This is a genomic window from Acinetobacter sp. NBRC 110496, assembly GCF_000876115.1.
Classification (GTDB): domain Bacteria; phylum Pseudomonadota; class Gammaproteobacteria; order Pseudomonadales; family Moraxellaceae; genus Acinetobacter.
The window spans coordinates 1-22488 of record NZ_BBTF01000030.1 but is presented as its reverse complement, the minus strand read 5'-3'; the positions used below and the strand labels follow the sequence as shown (position 1 = coordinate 22488).

The 22488-nt window shown below is 40.2% G+C and carries 22 protein-coding genes; 8 read left to right on the top strand and 14 right to left on the bottom strand.

Going from position 1 to position 22488, the window contains the following annotated elements:
• Positions 1-2: 2 nt before the first annotated feature.
• The 12 genes from Aba26S_RS14025 to ispH all read right to left on the bottom strand — a co-directional run bounded on the left by Aba26S_RS14025 (position 3) and on the right by ispH (position 12713).
• Positions 3-755 (bottom strand): PilX N-terminal domain-containing pilus assembly protein, encoded by a 753-nt coding sequence (locus tag Aba26S_RS14025; RefSeq protein ID WP_042876170.1) that lies wholly within the window; start codon positions 753-755, stop codon positions 3-5.
• Positions 752-1777, bottom strand: coding sequence for a PilW family protein (locus tag Aba26S_RS14020; RefSeq protein ID WP_043972850.1), 1026 nt, complete (start codon positions 1775-1777; stop codon positions 752-754). Before Aba26S_RS14020 ends, Aba26S_RS14025 begins: the two co-directional genes overlap by 4 nt.
• 1 nt (position 1778) lies before the next feature.
• Positions 1779-2267, bottom strand: coding sequence for a type IV pilus modification protein PilV (gene pilV / locus Aba26S_RS14015; RefSeq protein ID WP_005238423.1), 489 nt, complete (start codon positions 2265-2267; stop codon positions 1779-1781).
• Positions 2264-2851, bottom strand: coding sequence for a Tfp pilus assembly protein FimT/FimU (locus tag Aba26S_RS14010; RefSeq protein ID WP_043972848.1), 588 nt, complete (start codon positions 2849-2851; stop codon positions 2264-2266). The genes pilV (Aba26S_RS14015) and Aba26S_RS14010 overlap by 4 nt, the downstream gene beginning before the upstream one ends.
• A gap of 362 nt (positions 2852-3213) precedes the next feature.
• Entirely contained in the window at positions 3214-3678 is a 465-nt protein-coding gene (locus tag Aba26S_RS14005; protein ID WP_043972846.1) for a type IV pilin protein, read from the bottom strand.
• Positions 3678-4202 carry a type IV pilin protein gene (locus Aba26S_RS14000; protein WP_043972843.1) on the bottom strand — a complete coding sequence of 175 codons (525 nt, stop codon included), beginning with the start codon at positions 4200-4202 and terminating at the stop codon, positions 3678-3680. The genes Aba26S_RS14005 and Aba26S_RS14000 overlap by 1 nt, the downstream gene beginning before the upstream one ends.
• A 10-nt stretch (positions 4203-4212) precedes the next feature.
• Positions 4213-8568 carry a PilC/PilY family type IV pilus protein gene (locus Aba26S_RS13995; protein WP_043972841.1) on the bottom strand — a complete coding sequence of 1452 codons (4356 nt, stop codon included), beginning with the start codon at positions 8566-8568 and terminating at the stop codon, positions 4213-4215.
• Positions 8569-8578: 10 nt separating this feature from the next.
• Positions 8579-9388 carry a PilX N-terminal domain-containing pilus assembly protein gene (locus tag Aba26S_RS13990; protein ID WP_043972838.1) on the bottom strand — a complete coding sequence of 270 codons (810 nt, stop codon included), beginning with the start codon at positions 9386-9388 and terminating at the stop codon, positions 8579-8581.
• Positions 9385-10554, bottom strand: a complete 1170-nt coding sequence (locus Aba26S_RS13985; RefSeq protein WP_043972835.1) for a PilW family protein — start codon at positions 10552-10554, stop codon at positions 9385-9387. The genes Aba26S_RS13990 and Aba26S_RS13985 overlap by 4 nt, the downstream gene beginning before the upstream one ends.
• A 1-nt stretch (position 10555) precedes the next feature.
• The gene (pilV, locus tag Aba26S_RS13980) at positions 10556-11119 is read right to left on the bottom strand and encodes a type IV pilus modification protein PilV (RefSeq protein ID WP_043972833.1); all 564 of its coding nucleotides are present in this window, start codon (positions 11117-11119) and stop codon (positions 10556-10558) included.
• The gene (locus tag Aba26S_RS13975) at positions 11116-11622 is read right to left on the bottom strand and encodes a Tfp pilus assembly protein FimT/FimU (RefSeq protein WP_043972830.1); all 507 of its coding nucleotides are present in this window, start codon (positions 11620-11622) and stop codon (positions 11116-11118) included. The genes pilV (Aba26S_RS13980) and Aba26S_RS13975 overlap by 4 nt, the downstream gene beginning before the upstream one ends.
• Positions 11623-11762: 140 nt before the next feature.
• The gene (ispH, locus tag Aba26S_RS13970) at positions 11763-12713 is read right to left on the bottom strand and encodes a 4-hydroxy-3-methylbut-2-enyl diphosphate reductase (RefSeq protein WP_005238404.1); all 951 of its coding nucleotides are present in this window, start codon (positions 12711-12713) and stop codon (positions 11763-11765) included.
• Positions 12714-12816: 103 nt separating this feature from the next.
• Here ispH and gmk point away from each other — a divergent pair, with 103 nt between their 5' ends.
• From gmk to bfr, 6 genes are all read left to right on the top strand, one after another.
• Positions 12817-13440 carry a guanylate kinase gene (gene gmk, locus Aba26S_RS13965; RefSeq protein WP_005238402.1) on the top strand — a complete coding sequence of 208 codons (624 nt, stop codon included), beginning with the start codon at positions 12817-12819 and terminating at the stop codon, positions 13438-13440.
• Between the two features lie 70 nt (positions 13441-13510).
• On the top strand, positions 13511-13789 hold the full coding sequence (rpoZ, locus tag Aba26S_RS13960; protein ID WP_004657467.1) for a DNA-directed RNA polymerase subunit omega: 279 nt from the start codon (positions 13511-13513) through the stop codon (positions 13787-13789).
• 328 nt (positions 13790-14117) lie between these two features.
• A complete protein-coding gene (locus tag Aba26S_RS13955) occupies positions 14118-16241 on the top strand; it encodes a bifunctional (p)ppGpp synthetase/guanosine-3',5'-bis(diphosphate) 3'-pyrophosphohydrolase (RefSeq protein ID WP_043972827.1) in 2124 nt (707 codons plus the stop codon).
• Positions 16242-16398: 157 nt separating this feature from the next.
• On the top strand, positions 16399-16779 hold the full coding sequence (locus Aba26S_RS13950) for a RidA family protein (protein WP_004657462.1): 381 nt from the start codon (positions 16399-16401) through the stop codon (positions 16777-16779).
• 180 nt (positions 16780-16959) lie between these two features.
• The gene (locus Aba26S_RS13945) at positions 16960-17154 is read left to right on the top strand and encodes a bacterioferritin-associated ferredoxin (protein ID WP_004657461.1); all 195 of its coding nucleotides are present in this window, start codon (positions 16960-16962) and stop codon (positions 17152-17154) included.
• A 244-nt stretch (positions 17155-17398) separates the two neighbouring features.
• On the top strand, positions 17399-17863 hold the full coding sequence (bfr, locus tag Aba26S_RS13940) for a bacterioferritin (protein WP_005238394.1): 465 nt from the start codon (positions 17399-17401) through the stop codon (positions 17861-17863).
• A 61-nt stretch (positions 17864-17924) separates the two neighbouring features.
• Here bfr and Aba26S_RS13935 read toward each other — a convergent pair whose 3' ends face one another.
• Positions 17925-19565: a PglL family O-oligosaccharyltransferase gene (locus Aba26S_RS13935; protein WP_043972825.1), complete on the bottom strand. Its 1641-nt coding sequence runs from the start codon at positions 19563-19565 to the stop codon at positions 17925-17927.
• Positions 19566-19833: 268 nt separating this feature from the next.
• Between Aba26S_RS13935 and tviB the strand changes: the two genes are divergently transcribed.
• Complete coding sequence (gene tviB, locus Aba26S_RS13930; protein ID WP_370538961.1) at positions 19834-21108, top strand: Vi polysaccharide biosynthesis UDP-N-acetylglucosamine C-6 dehydrogenase TviB; 1275 nt, start codon at positions 19834-19836, stop codon at positions 21106-21108.
• Between the two features lies 1 nt (position 21109).
• On the opposite strand, the gene Aba26S_RS13925 is transcribed toward tviB, so the two are convergent.
• A complete protein-coding gene (locus tag Aba26S_RS13925; RefSeq protein ID WP_043972822.1) occupies positions 21110-21565 on the bottom strand; it encodes a pilin in 456 nt (151 codons plus the stop codon).
• Between the two features lie 218 nt (positions 21566-21783).
• Here Aba26S_RS13925 and Aba26S_RS13920 point away from each other — a divergent pair.
• Positions 21784-22488: glycosyltransferase family 4 protein (locus Aba26S_RS13920; RefSeq protein ID WP_043972820.1), on the top strand; the 705-nt coding region annotated here is incomplete at its 3' end.

The window sequence follows — 22488 nt, the reverse complement described above, 5'->3', positions numbered from 1 at the left end:
CCTTATGAACTCGAAGGTTCAAAGTCAGACAAGAAACGATATTCTGCGACTTGTATGTTATATAACGGTTTTTCTATATTTTGTTTTAAGCAAGTAGCAACATCATTGGCACCGTTATTGTCGATACTTTTAGTTAAACAACCTTTGTTAATATCACGATCTGCTTTAAATAAAGCATCCGAAGTTAATAAGCCTTGCATCACGGACACCACATAGACCCTTAAGCGAATATTGTTTTCCGTTTTTGCCCCAAATACCTCCGTTCCACGAGATAAATCTGCAAAGGGTGCTGTAGGGTTGATTTCTCTTTTAATATAAACCTGTGTCACCACTTGTTTACGACCACTGGATTGAGAGGCTGTGTCATTGGCTGCGTTACTCGAATCAACTTTACACATCCCGGCATTGCTTGCCATCGGTTCAAAGTTGGCACTATTTAAGCGATATGCAGCTTTGGTTAGGGCAAATGGATCCGTTCCTGAAAAGCAGAAGACCAGTTCAGCATTTTTATTATTTTCATTTTTAAAGAAACCAACCACACCATTGGCAGAAGCTAAGTTTTGCTGGGTATTGGGATCCTGAAAATACATCAGTGCAGTATCCGCATTTTGTGCCAGTAGCGTCTGTATCTGATGATTACTGACCAATTTAAGCGAACTGATACTTTGCCGAATTGCCAGTGTGCCAACAATGGTAATCATCAGCACAATCATTAAGACAATAATCAGTGTTGAACCACGTTGTGCGTTTATCATGTTCCAGCCCCCCCATTTGTACAGCTTGAGCTTTTACCGCTATCACAGCCCTCTGAAACCCAACCCATTGCATTTCTCAATGAGATCGTTTGATCCACCACTTGTCTTAAATAAGTATCTTGTGATGCAGGGGTGAGATTGACCTTGGTACCGAGGACTTGGAATGGTTCTTTATTTCTTTGCTTAATGACCGACTGGTCTCCGGTCTTATCATCCGAACGTACTAACACACCGATTTGAATGGCATGTACATAAGGACGAACGGTCTGTGTAATGCCATCAATATTTTTTTTAGCTGCAGTTAAAGCCATATAATTTTTAACATCTGTATAGGCGATCATGCTATTCGCACTATTGAGCTCACCATCCATATACCCTAACCGAATCTGAAAAAGATCGACATTCGGTAAAATGACCTGACTCTCCCCCCAAACCAGTTTGAGTCGGTCTGTTGTGGTCTTTGCATCAAGCATCGCTTGTGTATATTGGGCAGCCTGACAACGTAAAGATTGACGCAAGTCCGTAGAAGTAGAACCAACAAAGTAACGCTGGATCACAAAAGTCCCATTTGCTACATTTTGACCAGAACAATCCAGCCCCCCTTGTGGTGCCTGATAACGAATCATTAACTGATCATTGGTCAATCCAGCCACATTGGCATTGCCAAAACTGGCAATCTGGTTATTCGAGAAACAATCTGTACAATTCAGGTCAATTTTCCCTCCGACATTATTCGAACTCAGTAGAATTCCAGCATAGCTGGTCTGATCATTAATTGCCAGGACGGGCGAGCTGAGATTGGCTTTACGAATATCGTCCACAATAAAGTTCAAGCCGAGACTGGCATTGTCTTGAATATGTGCCATGGCTTTTTGCAACTTATAACTGGTGATTCCTGTAATAAATAACTGGATAGCGGCAGCAACGATCAGCAACCCTAAAGTCAGGGAAATCATCAGCTCAATCAGGGTAAATCCAGCTTGAGCTTGACCAGATTTTGAATAGAAGAGGCCTGTTTCCATTTCAGTATGCCTCCAAAAACAAACAGTGCGATCCTGAAACATAACTACCATCTTTGATACATGCGGCGATACCTTGGTCACCTGCTAAATTGGTTCCATCCCAAGCCACATAAATACATTGCCGGTTATTGCCTGCCGGACATTGGTCGACCGCCAGATTCATCCCGTTGTTTTGGGCCTCAAGCGCAGCCTTCTGTAAGTCTTGTAATGCAACCTTTTCAGGTTTATCCGCGATGGTCGGGACTTCTGCTTTAGGAGTCTCCACCGCTTGCACTCTATATTTCCCTGCACGTGTTGCTTGTGGATTAGCTCGCATCCGTTCTGCCAAATCACGCGCAATGGTAAGTGCCAGCACCTGTTTATTGGCTTCGAAACTGGAATCAATCGCTTTTATTTGCAAAGCAGCAAAGCCCAGCACACTAATTGCCAAAAGAACAAGGGCTACCAAAACCTCTACTAGCCCGACACCTTTTTGTTTTTGAATATTCACGTGCAAGCTCCTTCTTTGATTGTGGTATCTCCAATCACCCCTACCCGAATACAATAAGAAAGATTTTGGTGCTGTAAAATAAAGTCCTTTTGCGCTGCAAGACTGCCATTTTTTCTAAAGCTGAGATTGGTTGATGAAAGACTTGCACTGCTTACGCCATTGTCTAAACGGACGACAAAAATACGTTGTGCCTCTGTCTTCGGAATGGCAATTGCAGTCGCACAATCATCTTCAGACAAAGAAGACAGGCAGAGCCCTGTAGTTTGACGGAGTAAAACGGCTTGACTCCGTGCTTCCGAAACTTTCATGATCAGTTCACGTGCAGAAGATTCTAATTTTTGGCGGCTATACATCGTTGCAAATGACGGCGCCGCCATCACAGCAATAATGGCTAAAACAGCGATCGTGACAATCAATTCAACCAAGGTAAATCCTGAGCGAAGATGCACTAAGCTCTGCTTTGTCTGAGTGCAAGACGGAGAGCTACGCTCGAAGTTGAACGGATGATGTTGGGCAACACTCGGCCCTATCGCAAGACCAGAAACTGCAGAGCGAGGCTGTAAGTCAGAATATGCTTGTTGCATACAGTCCTCCATATGCACAAATCTTTTTGTTTTAACGAGCATCTCAATTAATTTTTATTCAATTCACCTTACAAATTATTTCATCTTGACTTTATAAGTGAAAAAATTTTAAGGCTGTAAAATCAAATTGTTATATGAATGAAATGAACGTTATTTTTCGTGATTGTTTTCATGTTTCATATCAATTTCTATCGAAAATGCACTTAAATCCACCCTTAAGAGATAAAAGGTAGATAACAGCAGATAAATGTTAAATAGATCACATTCATTAATTATTGTTATTAAAAATGTTAAATAATACACATAAAAAAGCAAACCAGATGTAGGTTTGCTTTTGTAAAACATTTAAATGCTGTGAAACGTTAACGACCGTCCCACGTAGAAATATTTGATAACCTTGCAACACATGTTGCAGCATCAGTTGAAGCTTTGTTCCAGTCCTTTTGGCCTTGATCATTAAGGCAAATCACACCATTTCCAGCTTGTGGAGAACCTGTTTTAGGCGTTGCTGTGAGTACCCATGCCGAAGCTGTAAGCGTGCTAAACGAAAGATCGTATAATGGTGTTCCTTGCTTAGGACTAACCGATGAACCATAAATAGCGGTTATCGTATTTTTTGATGTATCTGCATTAAGATAACTATTATATGCCAACTTCCTTGCTTGCAAGATCTGAGCAATATTAATCATCTCTGTTTGTACATCAGCACGTTTAACTCTTTGCCCATATCGTGCATATGAAGGATAAGCAATAGCCGCGATAATACCAATAATTGCTACAACAATCATCAATTCAATTAACGTGAAACCTTGTGCAATTTTATTCATTACCAACTTTCCCCACCTGTTCCACATGTGGCATACGTAATATTTGCAATCGTTTTATTCTGACAACGTAACCCAGTACTCGTCATTAAAAATGAAAAGTTTTGTACATCTGCACTAATCGCCCGAATTGCCCAACTTTGGCCCGTAGCATCAGATGCAGACAGAAGTGGGTTTCCAGTCATTCCATCAACAATGGTTAATGTATACCTAACCGATGCACCTGTCGCATTTAAAGGGACTGTCAAAGTTTGGGTACTTCCATCAAACGGTGTTGTTCCAGTTGAATTATACAAATACTGCGCACTAAAACCTTTATAACTAAAATTTCTCGATTTATGCCGCTCAAGTTGTTCCGCCAACTTTTGCATTTCTTGTTGAGCTGCAGCAGCATTTGCACGACGTCCATAATTTTGATAACTCGGTAGCGCAATTGCCGTAAAAATAGCAACAATAATCAATACTAGCATAAGCTCAATCAAGGTAAATCCTTGATTGAGCTTAAATTGGAATTGGTAGTTTCGCATAGCTTATCTCTTATTGACGGTAACGCTCATACCAACGTGTTTGTATTAAGCGGCTAGTACATTGCCATTCACCTGTACCTTGTGTATTACCAGCCATTGTAAGTTTTCCACAGCTTCCATTACTCGTATCAGGTTTTGGTACAAACGTAATTCCTCGAATACCACCACCAATCACATTATCATTACACTCAGTTACCCCTGCAGGACAACCTGTTGTTTTTGTCTGAAAACCACTCTTGGCTTCTAGTGCAGTATTTAAAGTACCGTCTGTTTTTATACACGCTCCAAACGGTAAACAATATCTTTGCCAATCAGTCTCGCCAATCACACGTGGTTTACAGGGATCCTGCTGAGCAATACCCGTACCCTGTGGATCGTATACAGGAACCAATAAATTATTTGTAATCGCAACTGGCTCTTCTTCAAAGGCTTTTAATCCCCCTCTTATTCTAAAAGAGCCATCGGCTTTCTCTACACTGTCAATTGCTGTTGTTGTACTACTTTTACTTGACAGTGAACGATACCATCCGAATTTACCAGTTCCCGATGTAGGAAAGAAAAATGCAGCAACTGTTTCACCTGTAGCTAGAATCTGAGGATTTTTCTTCAAATCAATACGTGTTTTATTCTGAGTAACTAAAGTTGGTGTCCCAGTAATAAGATCTGCTTTAATAAAGTCATGATCCAAAATACCATAAACATTATTGACGGGTTGGCCTGATAATGCATTTGCTGGGCTCATCCCTTCTCTTCCTTGAATTGGATAAACATCCAACGGTGTACTGCGATCGCCAGAAGCAATCCCAACTACAATAAATGTATTTGCTCCTTGGTCATGAATCGTTACAGTCGGCTGAACATAAAAACGAGGTGCTTTGGCACCAGTATAATCATTACTAGCATCATTGGTCGTATCATTGGTTGCTAAATTAGCTAAGCGAACTACTCTTTTTCCAAAATTTGAGGTACTAGTACCCGCAATATTATTAAAGTCAGCACGGAAAACCTGCCCCCCTAAATCCCCAAAATACAAATGATCAACTAGTCCATCAGCATCACGATCCAGAGTACTAATTCGACTTACGATACTATGCTTCATATATCGCTGGTCATCGGTTGCATCAGCACTGTAAGTCGCTGACCAGATTAATGCGCCCGTTTTCGCATTAATCATATAAACAGCATTCCCTTTGGCCTTAGTCCGAGTTGAACAAGTGCTATCATCTCCAGTGGAAGCTAAACTGAAAGTTGGATTTTCATAACATTCATCATACCCACCACCAACAATCATCACTCGGGTAATTACATTATTGTAACGAACATTTGCTAATACAGGTTTAGACCAAGTTTGCCCTAAACGCTCAAAACCGGAGGTTGAATTATCAATTCTAAACAGTAATTTTGGATTTGTAGGCGTCAAAAGGTTTAAAGCATAATAGCTACTCCCACCCATTCGCATTCCACCATAAACATTCATTTGTCGCGCAGTTACACTTGAGGTTGTCGACGAGCCAGAAGTAGTCGAGGTGATGTTATACGTCGGATCTGCCACCCATGACCCATCCATACCATGTGTTGGTCCGTTTAAGTCGGTCTGACCTACAACTAACGCCTTGGATTTTGTACTGTCATTTAAAATTGCAGCAGGAACAAAGACCATTTGCTCTTCGCCGCTTGAAGCATCAACAAGACGTAAGCCCCCTTCCATCGAACCATATAAAATAGATTGACTACGCGCATTGGTTAAATTACCTTGACTATCTAAAGTACCAGAGTAGGTTAACTGGACTGGTATTGAGTGAATACTACCACCCATAGATAAATATGGTGCATCTGGTGCAGCGAGCGAAGTTGGCAAAGTGTCTGCTGTAATATCTGTGCTATAGCCTAGATAGTTTAATAATTTAAGTTTAATCGCCACAGGAAAATCTTTAAGGATATCTTGTCCTGTAGACGGATTAAATTTACTTAACACATGGGTACCTACAGCCGTAACATTCGCAAAAGGCGACGTTGCTGATTCAGGAATTTTTAATAATGCTGTACCTGTTGTGCTTCCAGTTGCTGCCGTTAATTTAGCTGTAGTAGTATCTACAGCAGAAACATCCGTAAATAAGTTGCGTAATTTCTGAGAAGCGCTATACGCATATCTTGAAATAATACCTCCTGAACTTACTTCCGTCTGCCCGTTATAAGGTAAAGGCGTTTTAGAATAGGCCCCACCTAAGAAAACTTTACCACCATCGGTATAACTTGAACTATTCCAATAATCCTTTGTTCCAGTATTAAACGCCCCTGCTGCATCGTAAACCAAACCACCAGAATTACCTCTAAATGCACCGATATTCGTACCCGTAAGCGTGGCACTATAACGCTTAAGGTTTCCGCGCCAAGTCAGATAGCTATGCGCAGGGTCTGGTTCTAATGCACGTAAATAGCCATACTGCGATAGATTATTGGGATTGAGTGCATCATAAGGTACCGAGATTTGTCCAGTAGTTAAGGGGTCTAAAGGGACATTACCCAAGTTATTAATAAAGGCAATGACACTTTGTGTAACACCATTAGCGTCAATCGTTGGGAAGAAACCACCATTTCCATAACCTGGTGCAGCGATTGCATTAGTCGTTTGGTTCGGAGAACAAGCATCATCGCCACTCCGATCACCTTGAGTTCGAGAACTCATTTTACAAGCATTTATGGCATCATTTGTACTTAATGCATTCAACGCCGCACCAAAACCAACAAAAGCGGTTTGAATAGAGACATTCGCTGGATTTGTTGCATTACTCGCGTTACTTTGAATCGTTCCCCCATTATATAAAGCTCGGGCAAAATTACTCATATAAGCCCAATCTGAAGCTCCACCACTTAAACCACCACTATTACTAAAAGAGTTTCGTCCTAAGGCAGCTGCCAAAACTCCCGAATCAGGATTGGATGAAGGTGCTCCATCAGATAAAATATAAACCCCTTGGCCATCACAGCTTTGGCGATTTTCTACAGCAGGTAAAGGCGAAATATATGCGGTTTCATCAGCATTTTTGGAAGCACGAATAGATTTATCAAAACCACTGTATGCATTTGCTCCAGCTTGCTGCACAACTCGATAATAGACTGTATGCACCGGATTCGTGACAACGTCAACGCTACCATCCAAAGCTAAATCGTCTGGTGCTGTTGAACCTAAATTTTGCCAGTAGCTAGAATTTGTACCTGTACGGCCATTACATTGTTGATATTGATTAGTAAAATCCGTAGTTGCCCAACTAGTACATTGATAATATTGATCTGTGCTGACAGGTCGAGTTATGGTCGTAGGGGTGACTGTGCCCCCACTATAGCCACTATTACTTTGATAACACGTATTATTTGCAGGATTTAAATAAGGGTAAGAACTTGATGTACAGCTATAAGTTGGATTATTCGTTGCATTAATACTTTTAGTACTGGTACTATTTCTATAACATTTACTGCCATTAAGATAAGGGTAAGAAGGGTCTGTACAACTATAATTATTTGTTACTGTCGCAGCCAGTGTACGACCAGAAAAACCTTGATATTGATAACATCTATTATCCATTGGATTTAAATTAGGATAAGCAGTATTTTGGCACTCATAATGATCAAACACTTGAGAAATCGTGGTTACTTTTTTATAAATATCCTTATTAATATCTACAAATGTTCGAGTACTTGTCCCCAATAAATAAGCAGCAGCTTCAGCAAAAGCATTGGATGTCGGAGTTCCCCCACTTGCCTCTAATCTCGCTACTGCTGTTTTTAAAGCTACTCTCTGAGATGAACCAACCGCTCCTAAATCTGCTGCGGTCACCAAAATTTCACCACTATTATTATCACCCGTCGTTGTACCAACATTATATCCAGAAAAATGCCCCAAACCGACACTGACACTATTAAGAACTGGATTAGTACTATTTAAAAAAGTAAACATACCATCTTTTAAACGTGTTAAGCGATCATAACAACGATAACTATTATCCGATTGCTTTTCACACCCTGTATCAGTATTTGTAACCCTAGCATTTGTAGTGTTTGAAGCTACAACACAATAATTACGGGAATAAGATGGTGTTGTAGAACTTGTTGTTGAGGTGACTGAACAGGTACGGCTTGTTAAACCATAATCATCATATAAACTATAGCCAGAACCTAAATTTGGCCCCATCGACCCAGAAGTATCCAGCATCATTACAATGGTTTTTTTCCCAGCGGTAGGGACAGCATAAATCTGCAAATCACTTGCTTCAACCACGGATGCCATCATTAACCAAGACATCGTTAAAGAGCTTGAACAAATAACATACCACAGTTTATTTCTTTGAAATTTTTCTAGTTTAGTCATGATATCCCCCTTAATTTCCTGGAGCAGTGACTTCAGTTAATTGGTTCACGTAGTTAAATTCTTGTACTTGGGTAGTAAATGGAACACCTTTATCAGTAAGACATTTTGCCAAGGTATATTCACTACCTGTACCTAAAGTCGCGTTAAGATCGTCACTAATTTTGGCATTGCTCGAGCTTAAACAATCTCTTTGTACAGAGGAGATATCACTGGTATATGCAGGTAACATCGCCGTTGTGGTTACACGAATTCGTTGGGCAGAAGTCATGCTTTTAGGTAACTGTGTCCCCTCAGAAACATTAATTCCTCGAGGTAAATTTGCGCCTGGCTTATTATTCAGTGCCTCAGTTGGAATGCTTACTGCAACTTGAGTGACAACAGCAGGACGATTACTGCCAAAATCTGAGGTTAAATTACAAAAACCAGCCACCCCTCCCGCTTCAACTGTTGCAATATTTCCAGAATCAGCTTTACGCATCAGACTCGAATTAATGGTCTGAGCAAAACTATTTGTCGTGGGTTTATAACAGAAAATATATTCCCCACCTGGGTTACTTTCATTTTCTTTTAGTGCAGCTCCAATCACATTACCAACGCTGGTTACCGTTGTTGGATCAAAATTATTGAACCATGCCAACGGAGCATCGGAGGATTGAAAATTTAATTGACCGACTTGACTATTTGTTGCTACTCCCAATGAAACAATAGCAACTCGAACAGCAAGTATTCCAACCACAATAATGATTAGTAATATGATCATGACTACAATTAAGGTCGCACCACGCTGATGTTTTAAATATGTGCGTTTTGGATGGTTCATAGTGAATCTCCCATTGCATTACGTAGTGCAACAGTGGTGCTATATACCCGACGTTGATAACGTGTCGTTGTATCTGATGGCGTAGCTGTTTGATCCAACATTAAGAGCGGCTGAGTTGGGTCAATGGCCTGATTTTGTGCATTATTTGCGGAACGTACTAATACTGAAATCTGCGTTGATAAAATTCGTGAGCTCACTGTTACTTTTATATTGGTTTCTACTTTACTTCCAGTACCTGTCGTGTTATCTGTCGCTGTAGTTTGAGCTAATGTACGATACTGTGGAATCGTATAGTAACCAAATTGATTTGAGACTGTTTTTGTCGTTGTAGAAGTTGCTGGCGTCACTGTTCTATTGGTAACGGTAGTTGTAGTTTCGGTTGTTACCATTGCCCCAAGTAAAACATGAAAATGATCAACACGAGGAATAATAATTTGTCCTGCATCACCTAAACCTGTAATTGGTAAAGGAGAAATTGTCTCTGTTGTTGCGTTCACAGTTGTTCGCGCTGTGGCAGCAGCCTTGACATCAGCAGTTGTTGCTGATGGGGTATTTGCATCACAAGCTAAAGCATAGTCTGTAGAAGCCCCATTATTATCTGGACGTACAAAATAACGTTGAACAACCAAATCTCCAGGCAAGACAGTCGCACCTTCACAGTTGGTCATCTGCGTTGGTGCAAAAAATTGAATCGTCAATTGATCACTTACAGGATTTGCAATCACAGCACCTGCTGAGTCTTTTAAAGTTACTCGAGTTAGTCCTTTCCAATAGTTTGATGTAGTTGAAACAGTATCATCCTGCCCACGGCTTAATAAAGCAGAATCAATGTAAGCCGAACTACTCACTTTCGGTACAAAGTTAACATTGGTTGAACTTGTTGCGGTTAACCCCGTTAAAACAATTCCACCATAAGGTGTTTTATCATCCAGTTTTAGATTAGCTAAATTGTCTTGATTCGCAAATCGAATGTCTCGAACAATATAATCTAAACCAAAAATGCCACTGTCCTGAATTTCAGCATTAGCTTGCTGCAAACGGCTTGAAAGAATTCCTCCCGTAAACAATTGCACTGCAGCTGCAACAACTATTAGGCCAAGAACCAGTGCAACCATTAACTCAATTAAAGTAAAACCTGACTGTGACTTCGCATTATTTTTTTTCATTCTAATAAACCTCCATCATTAAACAGGAGGCACCTGCAACATAAATACCATTACTTCCCATACAACTAGAGACATCTGCAGAACTGGTCGTTACACCTGAAGCCGTATCTTCTTGAACTGTAGGCGATGTTTTACCCCAAAATGCATATAAACACTGGCGACGTATCGTCATTGTAGAAGTTACCCCTGGGCAATTATCCATGGTCAATTGCATTCCTAGTTGATTAGCGTTAAGCGCTGCCTGATACGCATCAAACTGAGCGACCTGACTGGCTGTACATCCAGAATTAAAACAACTTGTAGGTGCTGTTGTCACCGATGTAAGACCAGTGTAACTACGAACAAATGCAGGGTAACTCCCCATTTGACTCTTATTAATGCGCATATTTTCGGCAAGGCCTCGCATAATCACTATTGCTTGGGACTTCTGCATTGCCTCAGCAGAAGCATCATATGCTCTTAACTGTAAAGCGACATAGCCCAACACCCCGATGGCTAACAATAATAATGCGACAAGCACTTCTATTAAGCCCACGCCTGCTTGTTTTTTAGGTCTAATAATCATGTGCAAGCACTCACTGCGATATCAGGCTTAATAATGTATGCCCCCAATCGGGTGATCACGACTGTTTTTTGCAGCAATAATTTAGAATTACATAAGGTAATTGTGGTATCACCTGTAATATTGGCGACCAGACCATTGCTATCAAACCTAAAGGCAGAAGTTGTTGTAGTTGTTGTAGACGGTAGAGTAGTAATGACACTAATTGAAGTTGGGGTCGGAGAAATCGTCACTGTTGTATTACTATTTACTACGGCCCAACTGAGGGTTCTTGAGTTATTCGTACTACTAGACGAAGCCACTAAATAAGCATCAACATTGGCTCGATTTAAAATTGCTTGGCTTTTTGCTTGAGATAAAGTACTCAATAAATCTCTTGTATTACGTTCATAGCGCCTTTTTTCCATCAAACTCGACATGGATGGCACTGCCATCGTCGCAATTACGCCTAGCACAGCTATAGCCACCATCAGCTCAATTAAGGTGAACCCCCGAGTTTTCCCCATTTCCCCAGCACCCAATTTTTAAAATTCACTACTCTATATTAAATTTTATTTTTACAGAACCAATACAAAGCAGATAAGCACCAAAAAAAAACGGATGGAGTGTCATCCATCCGTTTCCAGTTCACATTTTTCTAATAAAATTAGGCTTGTATCACCTGGATACGCAACTCTTTTGGTAGACTAAAAGTAATATTTTCTTCTCGTCCTTGCAGTTCTTTGGGTGGAGTTGCCCCCCAGTCTTGCAAGCGCTGAATCACCTGTTTAATCAAAATTTCAGGCGCAGAAGCACCTGCTGTCACACCAATTTTAGTGTCAGCTTTAAACCAGTCTTTTTCAAGCTGATCCGCATTGTCGACCAGATAGGCAGATTTCCCCATACGTTCAGCCAATTCTCGTAAACGATTGGAGTTCGACGAATTCGGTGAACCAACAACCAAGACCACATCGCACTGCTCGGCCAGATCACGCACCGCATCTTGACGGTTTTGAGTGGCGTAGCAGATATCATCTTTACGCGGGCCTTGAATGAGAGGGAATTTCGTACGTAATGCATCAATCACTTTGGCCGTATCATCAATCGAAAGCGTAGTCTGGGTAACAAACGCGACTTTTTCAGGATGTTTAACCATGAGCGCTTCGACATCTTGCTCATCTTCAACCAGATAAATCTCACCACCTCGAGACTTATCATATTGCCCCATAGTGCCTTCAACTTCTGGATGGCCTTCATGCCCGATCAAAATCGCTTCAGTCCCTTCACGCGCATATTTGGTGACCTCGATATGCACTTTGGTGACGAGAGGGCAAGTTGCATCAAAGACTTTTAAACCCCGACGATCGGCTTCTTGCTGTACAGCTTTGGATACGCCATGCGCACTAAAGATCACAATTGAATCATCAGGCACCTGATCCAGTTCATCGACAAAAACAGCACCACGCTGACGTAAATCATCGACCACAAACTTGTTATGTACCACTTCATGGCGTACATAAATTGGTGGATTAAAACATTCCAGTGCCCGATTGACGATTGCTATAGCACGGTCAACACCAGCACAAAAGCCTCGTGGATTGGCCAACACGATTTCCATAACATCCTCTCTCATCATCTGAATTTTTACACCAAACTATTTCGTTTAATGGCACGCTACACTACAATAGCCAAGATATTTTATCATATTCAGGAAAAATATCATGTCGGGTCTCTTGTTTGTCGTTTCTGCAGCTTCAGGAACAGGCAAAACATCTTTGGTCAAAGCCCTACTCGATCGAGTCAGCAACCTGCACGTTTCTGTCTCACATACTACACGTGGTCAACGTCCTGGTGAACTCGATGGCGTTCACTATCATTTTACCAGCAAAGAAAGCTTTTTAGCACAAGTCAATGAAGGTGGCTTTATCGAATACGCAGAAGTATTTGGCAATTACTATGGCACCTCCCAAGCCAAAGTGAAAGAGCAATTGCAACAAGGTCATGATGTTTTGCTTGAAATCGATTGGCAAGGTGCAGAACAAGTTCGTCGACTCTTTCCTGAATCTAAACAAATCTTTATTCTGCCACCAACACAATATGATTTAAGACAGCGTCTCTCGAACCGCGGTACAGACTCAGTCGACGTAATTGAGCATCGTCTCAGTTGTGCGGTTGAAGATATGCGTCATTTTGCAAGTTTTGACTATGTCATTATCAATGATGATTTCAATAAAGCCGTGCATGATCTGGAAGCTATTATTAGTGCAAACCGTTTAGTAACCTCACAACAAAGTGCACGTCATCAACAATTAATCGAAAACTTGATTACCCTTAATCGCGAATGACTTGAGTCTGGCAGAAAAGCCTTTTATACTACTCAGTCTTTCCAAATGTAATGTTCAAACGAGACAACTTATGGCACGTGTAACCGTTGAAGATTGTTTAGACCATGTAGATAACCGCTTCGAGTTGGTACTGGTAGCGAGTAAACGTGCACGTCAATTGGCACGTCAAGGCATGGAACCTACTGTAGAATGGGACAATGACAAACCAACAGTGGTTGCATTACGCGAAATTGCAGTCGGTCATGTCACCAAAGAAATTTTAAAACAACGCGATCAAGACTACCAGACATCAAACCTTGATATGGTACTGTCTACAAATTCATTAAACTTAGAAGGTTTCACTTTCTAAACCGAATTTGTTGTGCGAAAAGCCCATTGTGAATACTCTGGGCTTTTTTCTTTCTTGCAAAATTTGATACATATTGATAAAAGCAATATCCGTCATTGAAAAAATTTACGAGTTTTTCTAATGAACAAATTGACAAGTTTCACAATTTGCTTTTCATTAGAAGAAAGGCGTAATGTTTGCGAATACTTGCATCAAACGTACGTTTTCAATGGTATCCAATATGGTTGAGCACATGAAGACCGCACTAAGTCAAAAATTCATCCATGTAATACATCATTAAATTATCAACAGACAGATCATTACTGAATTCAAGTTATAAAGGTGTTATATGCCAGGCGAAGAAGTCAGCCAAGCGAAGCAGCAGCTCAAAGCAATTATTGAAGCCTATCTCAAAGATAGTGATGTTCAACGTGTGCTTGCTGCCTGCGATTTTGCTGATTTAGCGCATAGCGGTATTACCCGTAAAAGTGGTGAGCCCTATGTACTGCACCCAATAGCAGTAAGTTGCATTTTGGCACATATGCGTCTTGATGCAGAAACCTTAATGGCAGCACTTTTACATGATGTAATTGAAGATACTGAATTTACCAAAGATGAAATTGGGCAGAAATATGGAGTCGTCGTCGCAGAACTGGTCGATGGCGTCACCAAACTCAGCCATTCCAGCGACAAAGAATATAACAAAGCCGCATCATTCCGAAAAATTCTACAGGCGACTTTACAAGATCCTCGTGTCATTATTATTAAACTGGCTGACCGCTATCACAACATGACCACCTTGGGTGCGCTGCGTCCGGATAAGCGTGCGCGTATCGCACAAGAGACCCTCGATATTTTTGTACCCATGTCACGTCTGGTGGGTATGAATGAGATGGCGGATAACCTTGAACATCTCTGCTATCAAAATCTTGATTTAGACATGTTTAATGATGTGCAAACGGCCTTACTGGAAACCAAACCAAAACGCTGTGAGTACCAAGCCGTTTGGGAACAAAAGCTTTCTGAACTGTTAAAAGCCTATGACCTCAAGGGTCGAATTAAAAAGAAAAACAACAATATCGAATTACTGCGTCATTTTATTAAAAATGAAATTGATTTGAATGAACTCAGCCACAGCCATGCCTTTGAAATTATTTTACAAAGTATTGCTGACTGCGACCGTCTAGTTGATGCGCTGAAAGATAATTTTCAGGTATTACAATACCGAGATCATATTCGCCGTCCTTTACCAGGCGGCAACCAATCGCTCATGATCCAACTCAAAGGCGAAAAAACCACACTTTCATTGACCATTCAGACTGAACTGATGCGTAAAGCAGCTCGTTTTGGTGTGGTGCTGGGTGAAAATGCACCACAAGCCTGTCGTTCAGCGATTCAGGCTTCTATGCAAAACTTGAATACCCTGATTGACAGCGGCTGTGCGAAAACCACCTTTAGTGATTTACTCGACTATTTGCACCAAGAAAAAATCTGGGTCTACACCCCACATGGACAATTACATGAATTACCACAAGGTGCCACTGTGGTTGATTTCGCCTATTCAGCCAGTTTGTTCTTAGGCAACCACGCTGTAGGTGCCAAAGTCGATGGCGAAATTCGTCCATTGTCCACCCCGTTACACAGTGGGCAAGTGGTTGAGATTATTACGGATGTATTAGCAACTCCAAATCCAGACTGGCTCAGTTTCATCAATACCCAAAAAGCGCGTCGCGCATTACAGAATATTCTGAGAGAACAAGATATTGACGAACAACGCCTAGTCGGACAACAAGCCTTAAATCGTGCCTTAAAACTGTTCCAGCGTTCAATTAACGATCTCTCTCCAACCGACTGGATCAATGTACTTGAATGGCGACACTTAGGTAGTAAAGACACGCTATTTGAACAGATTGCGGTGGGTGATCTATTACCACAATTGGTCGCAAATCATCTGTTTGCGCAAGACTATCATTCACAGTATCAAGATGCATCTGACCGCTTGATCGTCGGCACAGAAGGCGTCGATGTCAAATATGCGCATTGCTGTAACCCAGTATTAGGTGATCCAATTCAAGGACATTTATCTCGACGCGGTCTTATTGTACACCGTTCCCGTTGTCGGAACTTATTACACGAACAGCATTTGCATCCAGAAAATATCATGCCGCTACACTGGCAATCTGAAGAAATCGACGATGTTCGCTTCAGTGCTTATCTTTGTATTCATATGGCCATGAATGATGAACAAATTTCCGATCTGATTTATCAATGCCGTAAAGCCAAAACGGGCGTAGAAATGGTTCATTCACAAGACCAGAAAACTTATGTCAATATGGTGGTCAGCAACCGGAATCAAATTGCTCAGATTATTCGCGATCTCCGTATGCACTTTGGCTTTCCACGTATTGAACGCTTAAATATGCCAATTGTTCAGCCTGAAGTCACAAAAGTAACCAGTGTTCCTTCAGCTTAAAAAATATATTGCCCTAAAGTAGGCACATGCTGCAAAGATAAAAATCTGGATAATCAGTTGGTTCAAGGCGACTATTCAGTACTCTGCCCTTTCGTCAATCTGGTTTTGTGTTAAAGTCGCATGGTTTAAGATAGAAAAAACGACATAGGAGAGCTTAATGTCACGTCAAGTTATTCATACTGAACACGCCCCTGCTGCGATCGGAACATATTCTCAAGCAATCCTAGTTGGCAACACACTCTACCTTTCTGGTCAAATTGGTTTAGATCCGTACAGTATGGAACTTGTGGAAGGCATTGAAGCCCAGATTCGTCGCGTATTTGATAACTTAAAAGCGGTCTGTACTGCTGCAGGCGGTAGTCTGGCGGATATCGCGAAATTGAATATTTTTCTGACTGATCTCTCTCACTTCCAATTGGTGAATCAGATTATGGGCGAATACTTTGCTCAGCCTTACCCAGCTCGTGCAGCCCTAGGTGTTGCAAGCCTGCCAAAAGGTGCATTAGTCGAAATGGATGGAATCGTAATCATTCCATAATTTTTAAAATTTAGATTTATCAAAAAGATATAAATCATTAAAAAATATCGCCGATCAGGCGGTATTTTTTTATTCAAATTCCCAATAAGAATATACTCATTGTTAGAATGAAATTCATTGACAAACGATAATAATTATCAATAATATCAATTATCGCATTTATATTTGTGGCTTACTCCCATGTATGTTTGTTTATGTCGTGGAATTACGGATCAGGATATTAAAGACGCTGTTGCAAACGGCGCTGAAAGCTATCGTGAAATCCGTGAGCTTCTCGATTTAGGCACATGTTGTGGTCGTTGTGCACCTGAAGCGCGTGCCATTATCAGTGACGAACTTGCAGAAATCGCCGCGCGTATTTCTATAGCTGCTTGATCTAGCTTCAAAACTATTCATCAGATTCAACTCGTGCTTTACGACTCCGCCGCTTCTTGCTGAACTTTAAATAGTACTCATATAAGCGGTTTTTTTATAAAAATCATAATCCTATCAGGATGTTTTTGATTGTGATTTTCATTTGCCGTTCTATAAATTACTCGCCAGAACATTATTTGTTGATTAAGATAAGATAAATTGCCTTAGCCACTAGGGCATCACTTGGTGTTTTGGAGTAAACGCAATGAAAGGCAATCGTGAAGTTATCAATCAGCTGAATCAGGTGCTTTACCACCATTTAACAGCAATTAATCAATACTTTTTACACTCTCGCATGTTTAATGACTGGGGAATTGAACAACTTGGTTCTGCCGAGTACAAAGAATCTATTCGCCAGATGAAACATGCAGATAAAGTCATCGAACGCATCTTATTTTTAGAAGGCTTACCCAACCTACAACATTTAGGCAAGCTCTATATTGGTCAGCATACGGAAGAAGTCCTGAACTGCGATATTCGCAAGGTTAAAGAGAATATTGCAGCACTCAAGCAAGCGGTTGAGCTTGCCGAGTCAGAACAGGACTATGTCACCCGAGATTTAGTCCAAGAAATTCTAGAGAAAGAAGAAGAATATTGGGACTGGCTAGATACGCAACTTGATTTGGTTGAAAATGTCGGTATTGAAAACTATATTCAAAGCCAAATTTAAGAAATTCACACAACGCTTGAGTTTCATCCAAAAATAAAGCCCTGATTAGGGCTTTATTTTTTTACATTGCTCGCTTATTCATTTCTACAACTTCAGGCAGGCTCAGTTGTTGCCCATACAACTGCTGTAAAATAAATAGCTGCTGTTCCGCTTGTTCAAGCTTTTGATTATAAGCAAGTAACTGTGCATACTTCTTCAAGTTATACGGCGTTGCTTTATTCTTAACCAGCTTTCCAAATTGCTCTAAATCAGCTTCAGCCATGATTGTTTGTGGTTTTAAACGAATCCAGTCCATACGTTGCTGAAATTGAGTCAATAACAGAATTTTCGAGCTGCCCAATATTTCAACTGTCGGTTGCTGCTTTTTAAAGATTAAACGGCTATTTTCTTGAAAAAGCTTATAATCACGCCAAATTAACAACATGACCACAATCGCGATCAGCCAAATACAGCGAATCACATTCTTATATAAATAAATCCCTTTTAACTCAGGGGTTTGTGCTTGAATCAGGCCAAGAAGAAAACCCATTGGAAGCAAGAAATAAGCATAACGCTGTGGAAACTCTAATAAGGCATGAATCAGAATCGCTGAGACCATCAAAATCCCAATAATCGAGGTTGTATCTTTAGCATTTTTATCCAGCCAAAAAAACCACAACACCATATACACAATTATATACAGACCAAGGGGTAATCCATTCCAGACCAAAATATCCAGCAATACATTATGGGCACTCACAACCCACTCATGGTTTGGATACAAATGAAAAACAGTTATTTGCGCAACACTGATCTGGTTCCATCCATAGCCAAACCAAGGCTGTTCCTTCAATGCCAATAACATTTGCGTCCATATCTCAAAACGTAAATATCCTGAGCTGGCACGCTCAGCCACACTACTGGTTTGGACCACTGCTGAGTTTGAGAAAGTATCGATGAGATGAGTAAGCAATGGCAGTCCCCATACTGCAATCACAAAAAAGCCAATACTCCAGACCCAAAGCTGGGCAAAGTTAAAACGTGGTTGCTGCTTGTACTGCTTATACATCCAATAAAACAGAATGAATAAACATACCACCCATGATGTTCGGGATTGAGTTAAGGCAACTGTAAATAAAATAATCACGCTTGGAGGAACCAAGCACCATGATGGCAGTGCTCTTTTCTCATAAAGATATAAGGCACCCATCAGCCCCATAATTAGAAAGGTGGCTAAATGATTAGGCTGCCCAAAATTAGCATAAGGTCGATCGCCTTTGAACTGCATAATGCCATTGATCACACCACCTAGACCACACCATTGCGCAATCGCGATTCCACTACAGACTATCGCAATACCGAACAGGAGTTTAGAGATCTCTTCCATCAAGGCGTCACGCTTCTTGGCCTGCACAGAAAGGTTGAAGCCAAGTAAAATCATCAACCAAAAGGCAAAGACATAGAGCGAACTTAACAGCGCTGTACTAAAGTCATATACCAGTCCAAAACTCCACTGAATGAGAGGGACCAGAATAATGGGTGCAATCAATAGTTGTGCTCGAGGCACAAGCATTTTTTTATTAAGGAACACTGCAAGTAGCGCCAATCCGGCACCAAAACTGGCTAATTCACCAGAGAAGGTGACCCATGGATAAGTATGAAATGGGGAGAGCCAGGCAAAACTAATGAGAACACTGGCAAGGAAAAAGCATATAAATTGCATAAGGTATTTTATGAAAGACACTAGACACTATGATACAACAAAGCACTTTAGACAGCTTAAACAAGTCAAATAAACTACATATCAAAATCGTTTTTTGATGATTCTAACCATATTTTTGTTTAAGGAAATTAAAGATATTTATAAGTTTTTAGTATTTTTATTCAGACATACATATTAGAATACACATTATTATCAATACTTTACCAAGATGAAAAACGAGTCTAAAAACAAAAATATGTCACATCTTTACGCTATGATTAACAACAAGATCACAACTAAGCAATTGACGATTGCTGTGGTTGGCTTGGGTTATGTCGGTTTACCCTTAGCCTTAGCCTTTAGCAAGCAATTTAAGGTCATTGGCTATGACACCAATCTCAAAAGAGTCAATGAGCTCTCACATCAACAAGACTCTACATTAGAAATTAGTCAAACTGAACTTGGTAATTTAGCCAACCTGCAAATCAGTTCAAATTCCGACCACCTTGCAGAAGGTGATTGTTATATCGTCACGGTACCGACACCGATCGATCATTTTAAACAACCCGACTTAAATCCATTAATTCAGGCATCAACCACAATTGCAAGACATTTAAAAGATGGCGATATTGTTATTTATGAATCTACAGTTTACCCTGGGGCAACCGAAGAAGTTTGTGTACCAATATTAGAAAAACATTCACAACTTAAATTGAATCAAGACTTCTTTATAGGCTATAGTCCTGAACGTATCAATCCTGGTGATAAAACTAAAAGCGTTACAACCATTCAAAAAATTACTTCAGGTTCAACACCAGAAATCGCTGACTTAATTGATCAAATTTATTTAAGTATTATTACCGCAGGTACACATAAAGCCTCTTCAATCAAAGTGGCCGAAGCAGCAAAAGTAATCGAAAACACACAACGTGATGTCAATATCGCCCTCATCAATGAGCTTGCCCTCATATTTAATAAGCTCGGCATCGATACTGAAGAAGTATTGAAAGCTGCAGCAACTAAATGGAACTTTTTACCTTTTCGTCCTGGACTTGTTGGTGGGCATTGTATCAGTGTAGATCCATATTATCTTACCCATAAGGCCCAATCTATTGGCCTACACCCAGAGATTATTTTAGCTGCACGTCGGTTAAATGACAGGATGGGTGAATATGTTGCGACACAACTCATAAAAGAAATGGTTAAACAAAAGATCCAAGTTGTCGGAGCAAATATTCTGGTGATGGGACTGTCATTTAAAGAGAACTGCCCAGATATTCGCAATACCAAAATCATTGATCTGATTCAATCACTCAAAGAGTACGATTTGAACCTTGATGTCTATGATCCTTGGGTTGATCCATCAGAAGTCATTAAAGAATATGGCTTGGAACCTGTTCAAGTGCTTCAACCAGCTCATTACGATGCGATTGTACTGGCTATTGGGCATCAACAATTCAAGAATATGGATTATGAAGAAATTCAGGCTTTGGGTAAGGAGAATTTTATTCTTTATGATTTAAAGTCTATTCTTCCCCCTCATCAGTCCAATCTCAGATTATGATTTAAATGCCTCTACATACCGATGGCAAAAACTTTTGAGAAATTTGCGAGGATGCGCATTCCCAACGTGCTGAACCATTACCAGCATAATTCATCATCGCAAAAACAAGCGTCTTTCCAGCCACCCCAGTATTCATGTTGGTAGTACTAAACGTAAATTCAAAAGCACATAACGCTCCTGTATATGTGGTATTAATCCCAACACTTTGTACATATTTAGTATTCATTGTTCCTGATGCATTCAGCCCTAAATCTGTTGGTGAAGTCGGGCAACTCCCACTTTCACCATATTTTGCCAATAATTCAGCTTTAATTGAGCTTGCCATATTAAGTGCTTCGGCAACCTGTGCCCGCGTGGTGTAGTTCTGATAGGCTGGAATAGCAATACTTGCTAAAATACCAATAATTGCTACTACAATCATAAGTTCAATGAGTGTAAATCCTTTCGCACCAATCATGACATTGCTCCCCAAAAATGCATTATATGACCTTAGTATCAAAAAACATGCCAAAAAATAAAATTAATAATTTCAAATATATATACAAAATTAAAAGAATAAGTGAATGACGCATTTTGTCACATGATGACTTATAAGATAATTTTATTTAATAAAAAATTTAACGAAAGAACCTCAAATCATATACACTTTAAAAGAGCTTATAATCTCTTAAAATCATGTCTAAGAAAAAAATATTGATCGTGACCCGCAATCTTCCTCCATTAATTGGAGGAATGGAACGCTTAAATTGGCATATCGCAGATGAACTATCTAAGGATCATGATGTTCTGCTTATTAGCCATACCAAAGCAAGAACAATCGCGCCATCAAAAGCCAAATTTTATGGTGTCACATTAGATCCTCTTCCTATTTTTCTTATATTGGCTTTTATCAAAACCTTTTGGATATGCTTAACCCAACGCCCAGATATTTTATTTGCAGGGAGCGGTTTAACAGCTCCCATTACAGTTTTTTGGGCAAAGCTTTTCAGAAAAAAAAGCTTAGTTTATATACATGGCTTAGATATCGGAACTAATAATATCGTCTATAATTTAGTTTGGATTCCAATAATTAGAATGGCTGATAAAATTATTGCAAATAGTACTTCTACATTTGATATTTGCGTTCAAAAAGGAGTCTATCAGAATAAAATAGAAATTATTCATCCAGGAGTCAGTTTCCCGGCTCCTGAAAAAAATCAATATCTCATAAGTAGTTTAAAAACACAGTTCAAACTAGAAAATAAAAAAGTTCTCATTTCCGTTGGACGTTTAACAGCACGTAAAGCTATACGTGAGTTTGTCGAGAACAGTCTCCCAACAATTATTCAATCCTGTCCAGATACCATATTAGTTATTATTGGTGATACGCCCTCCCAGTCA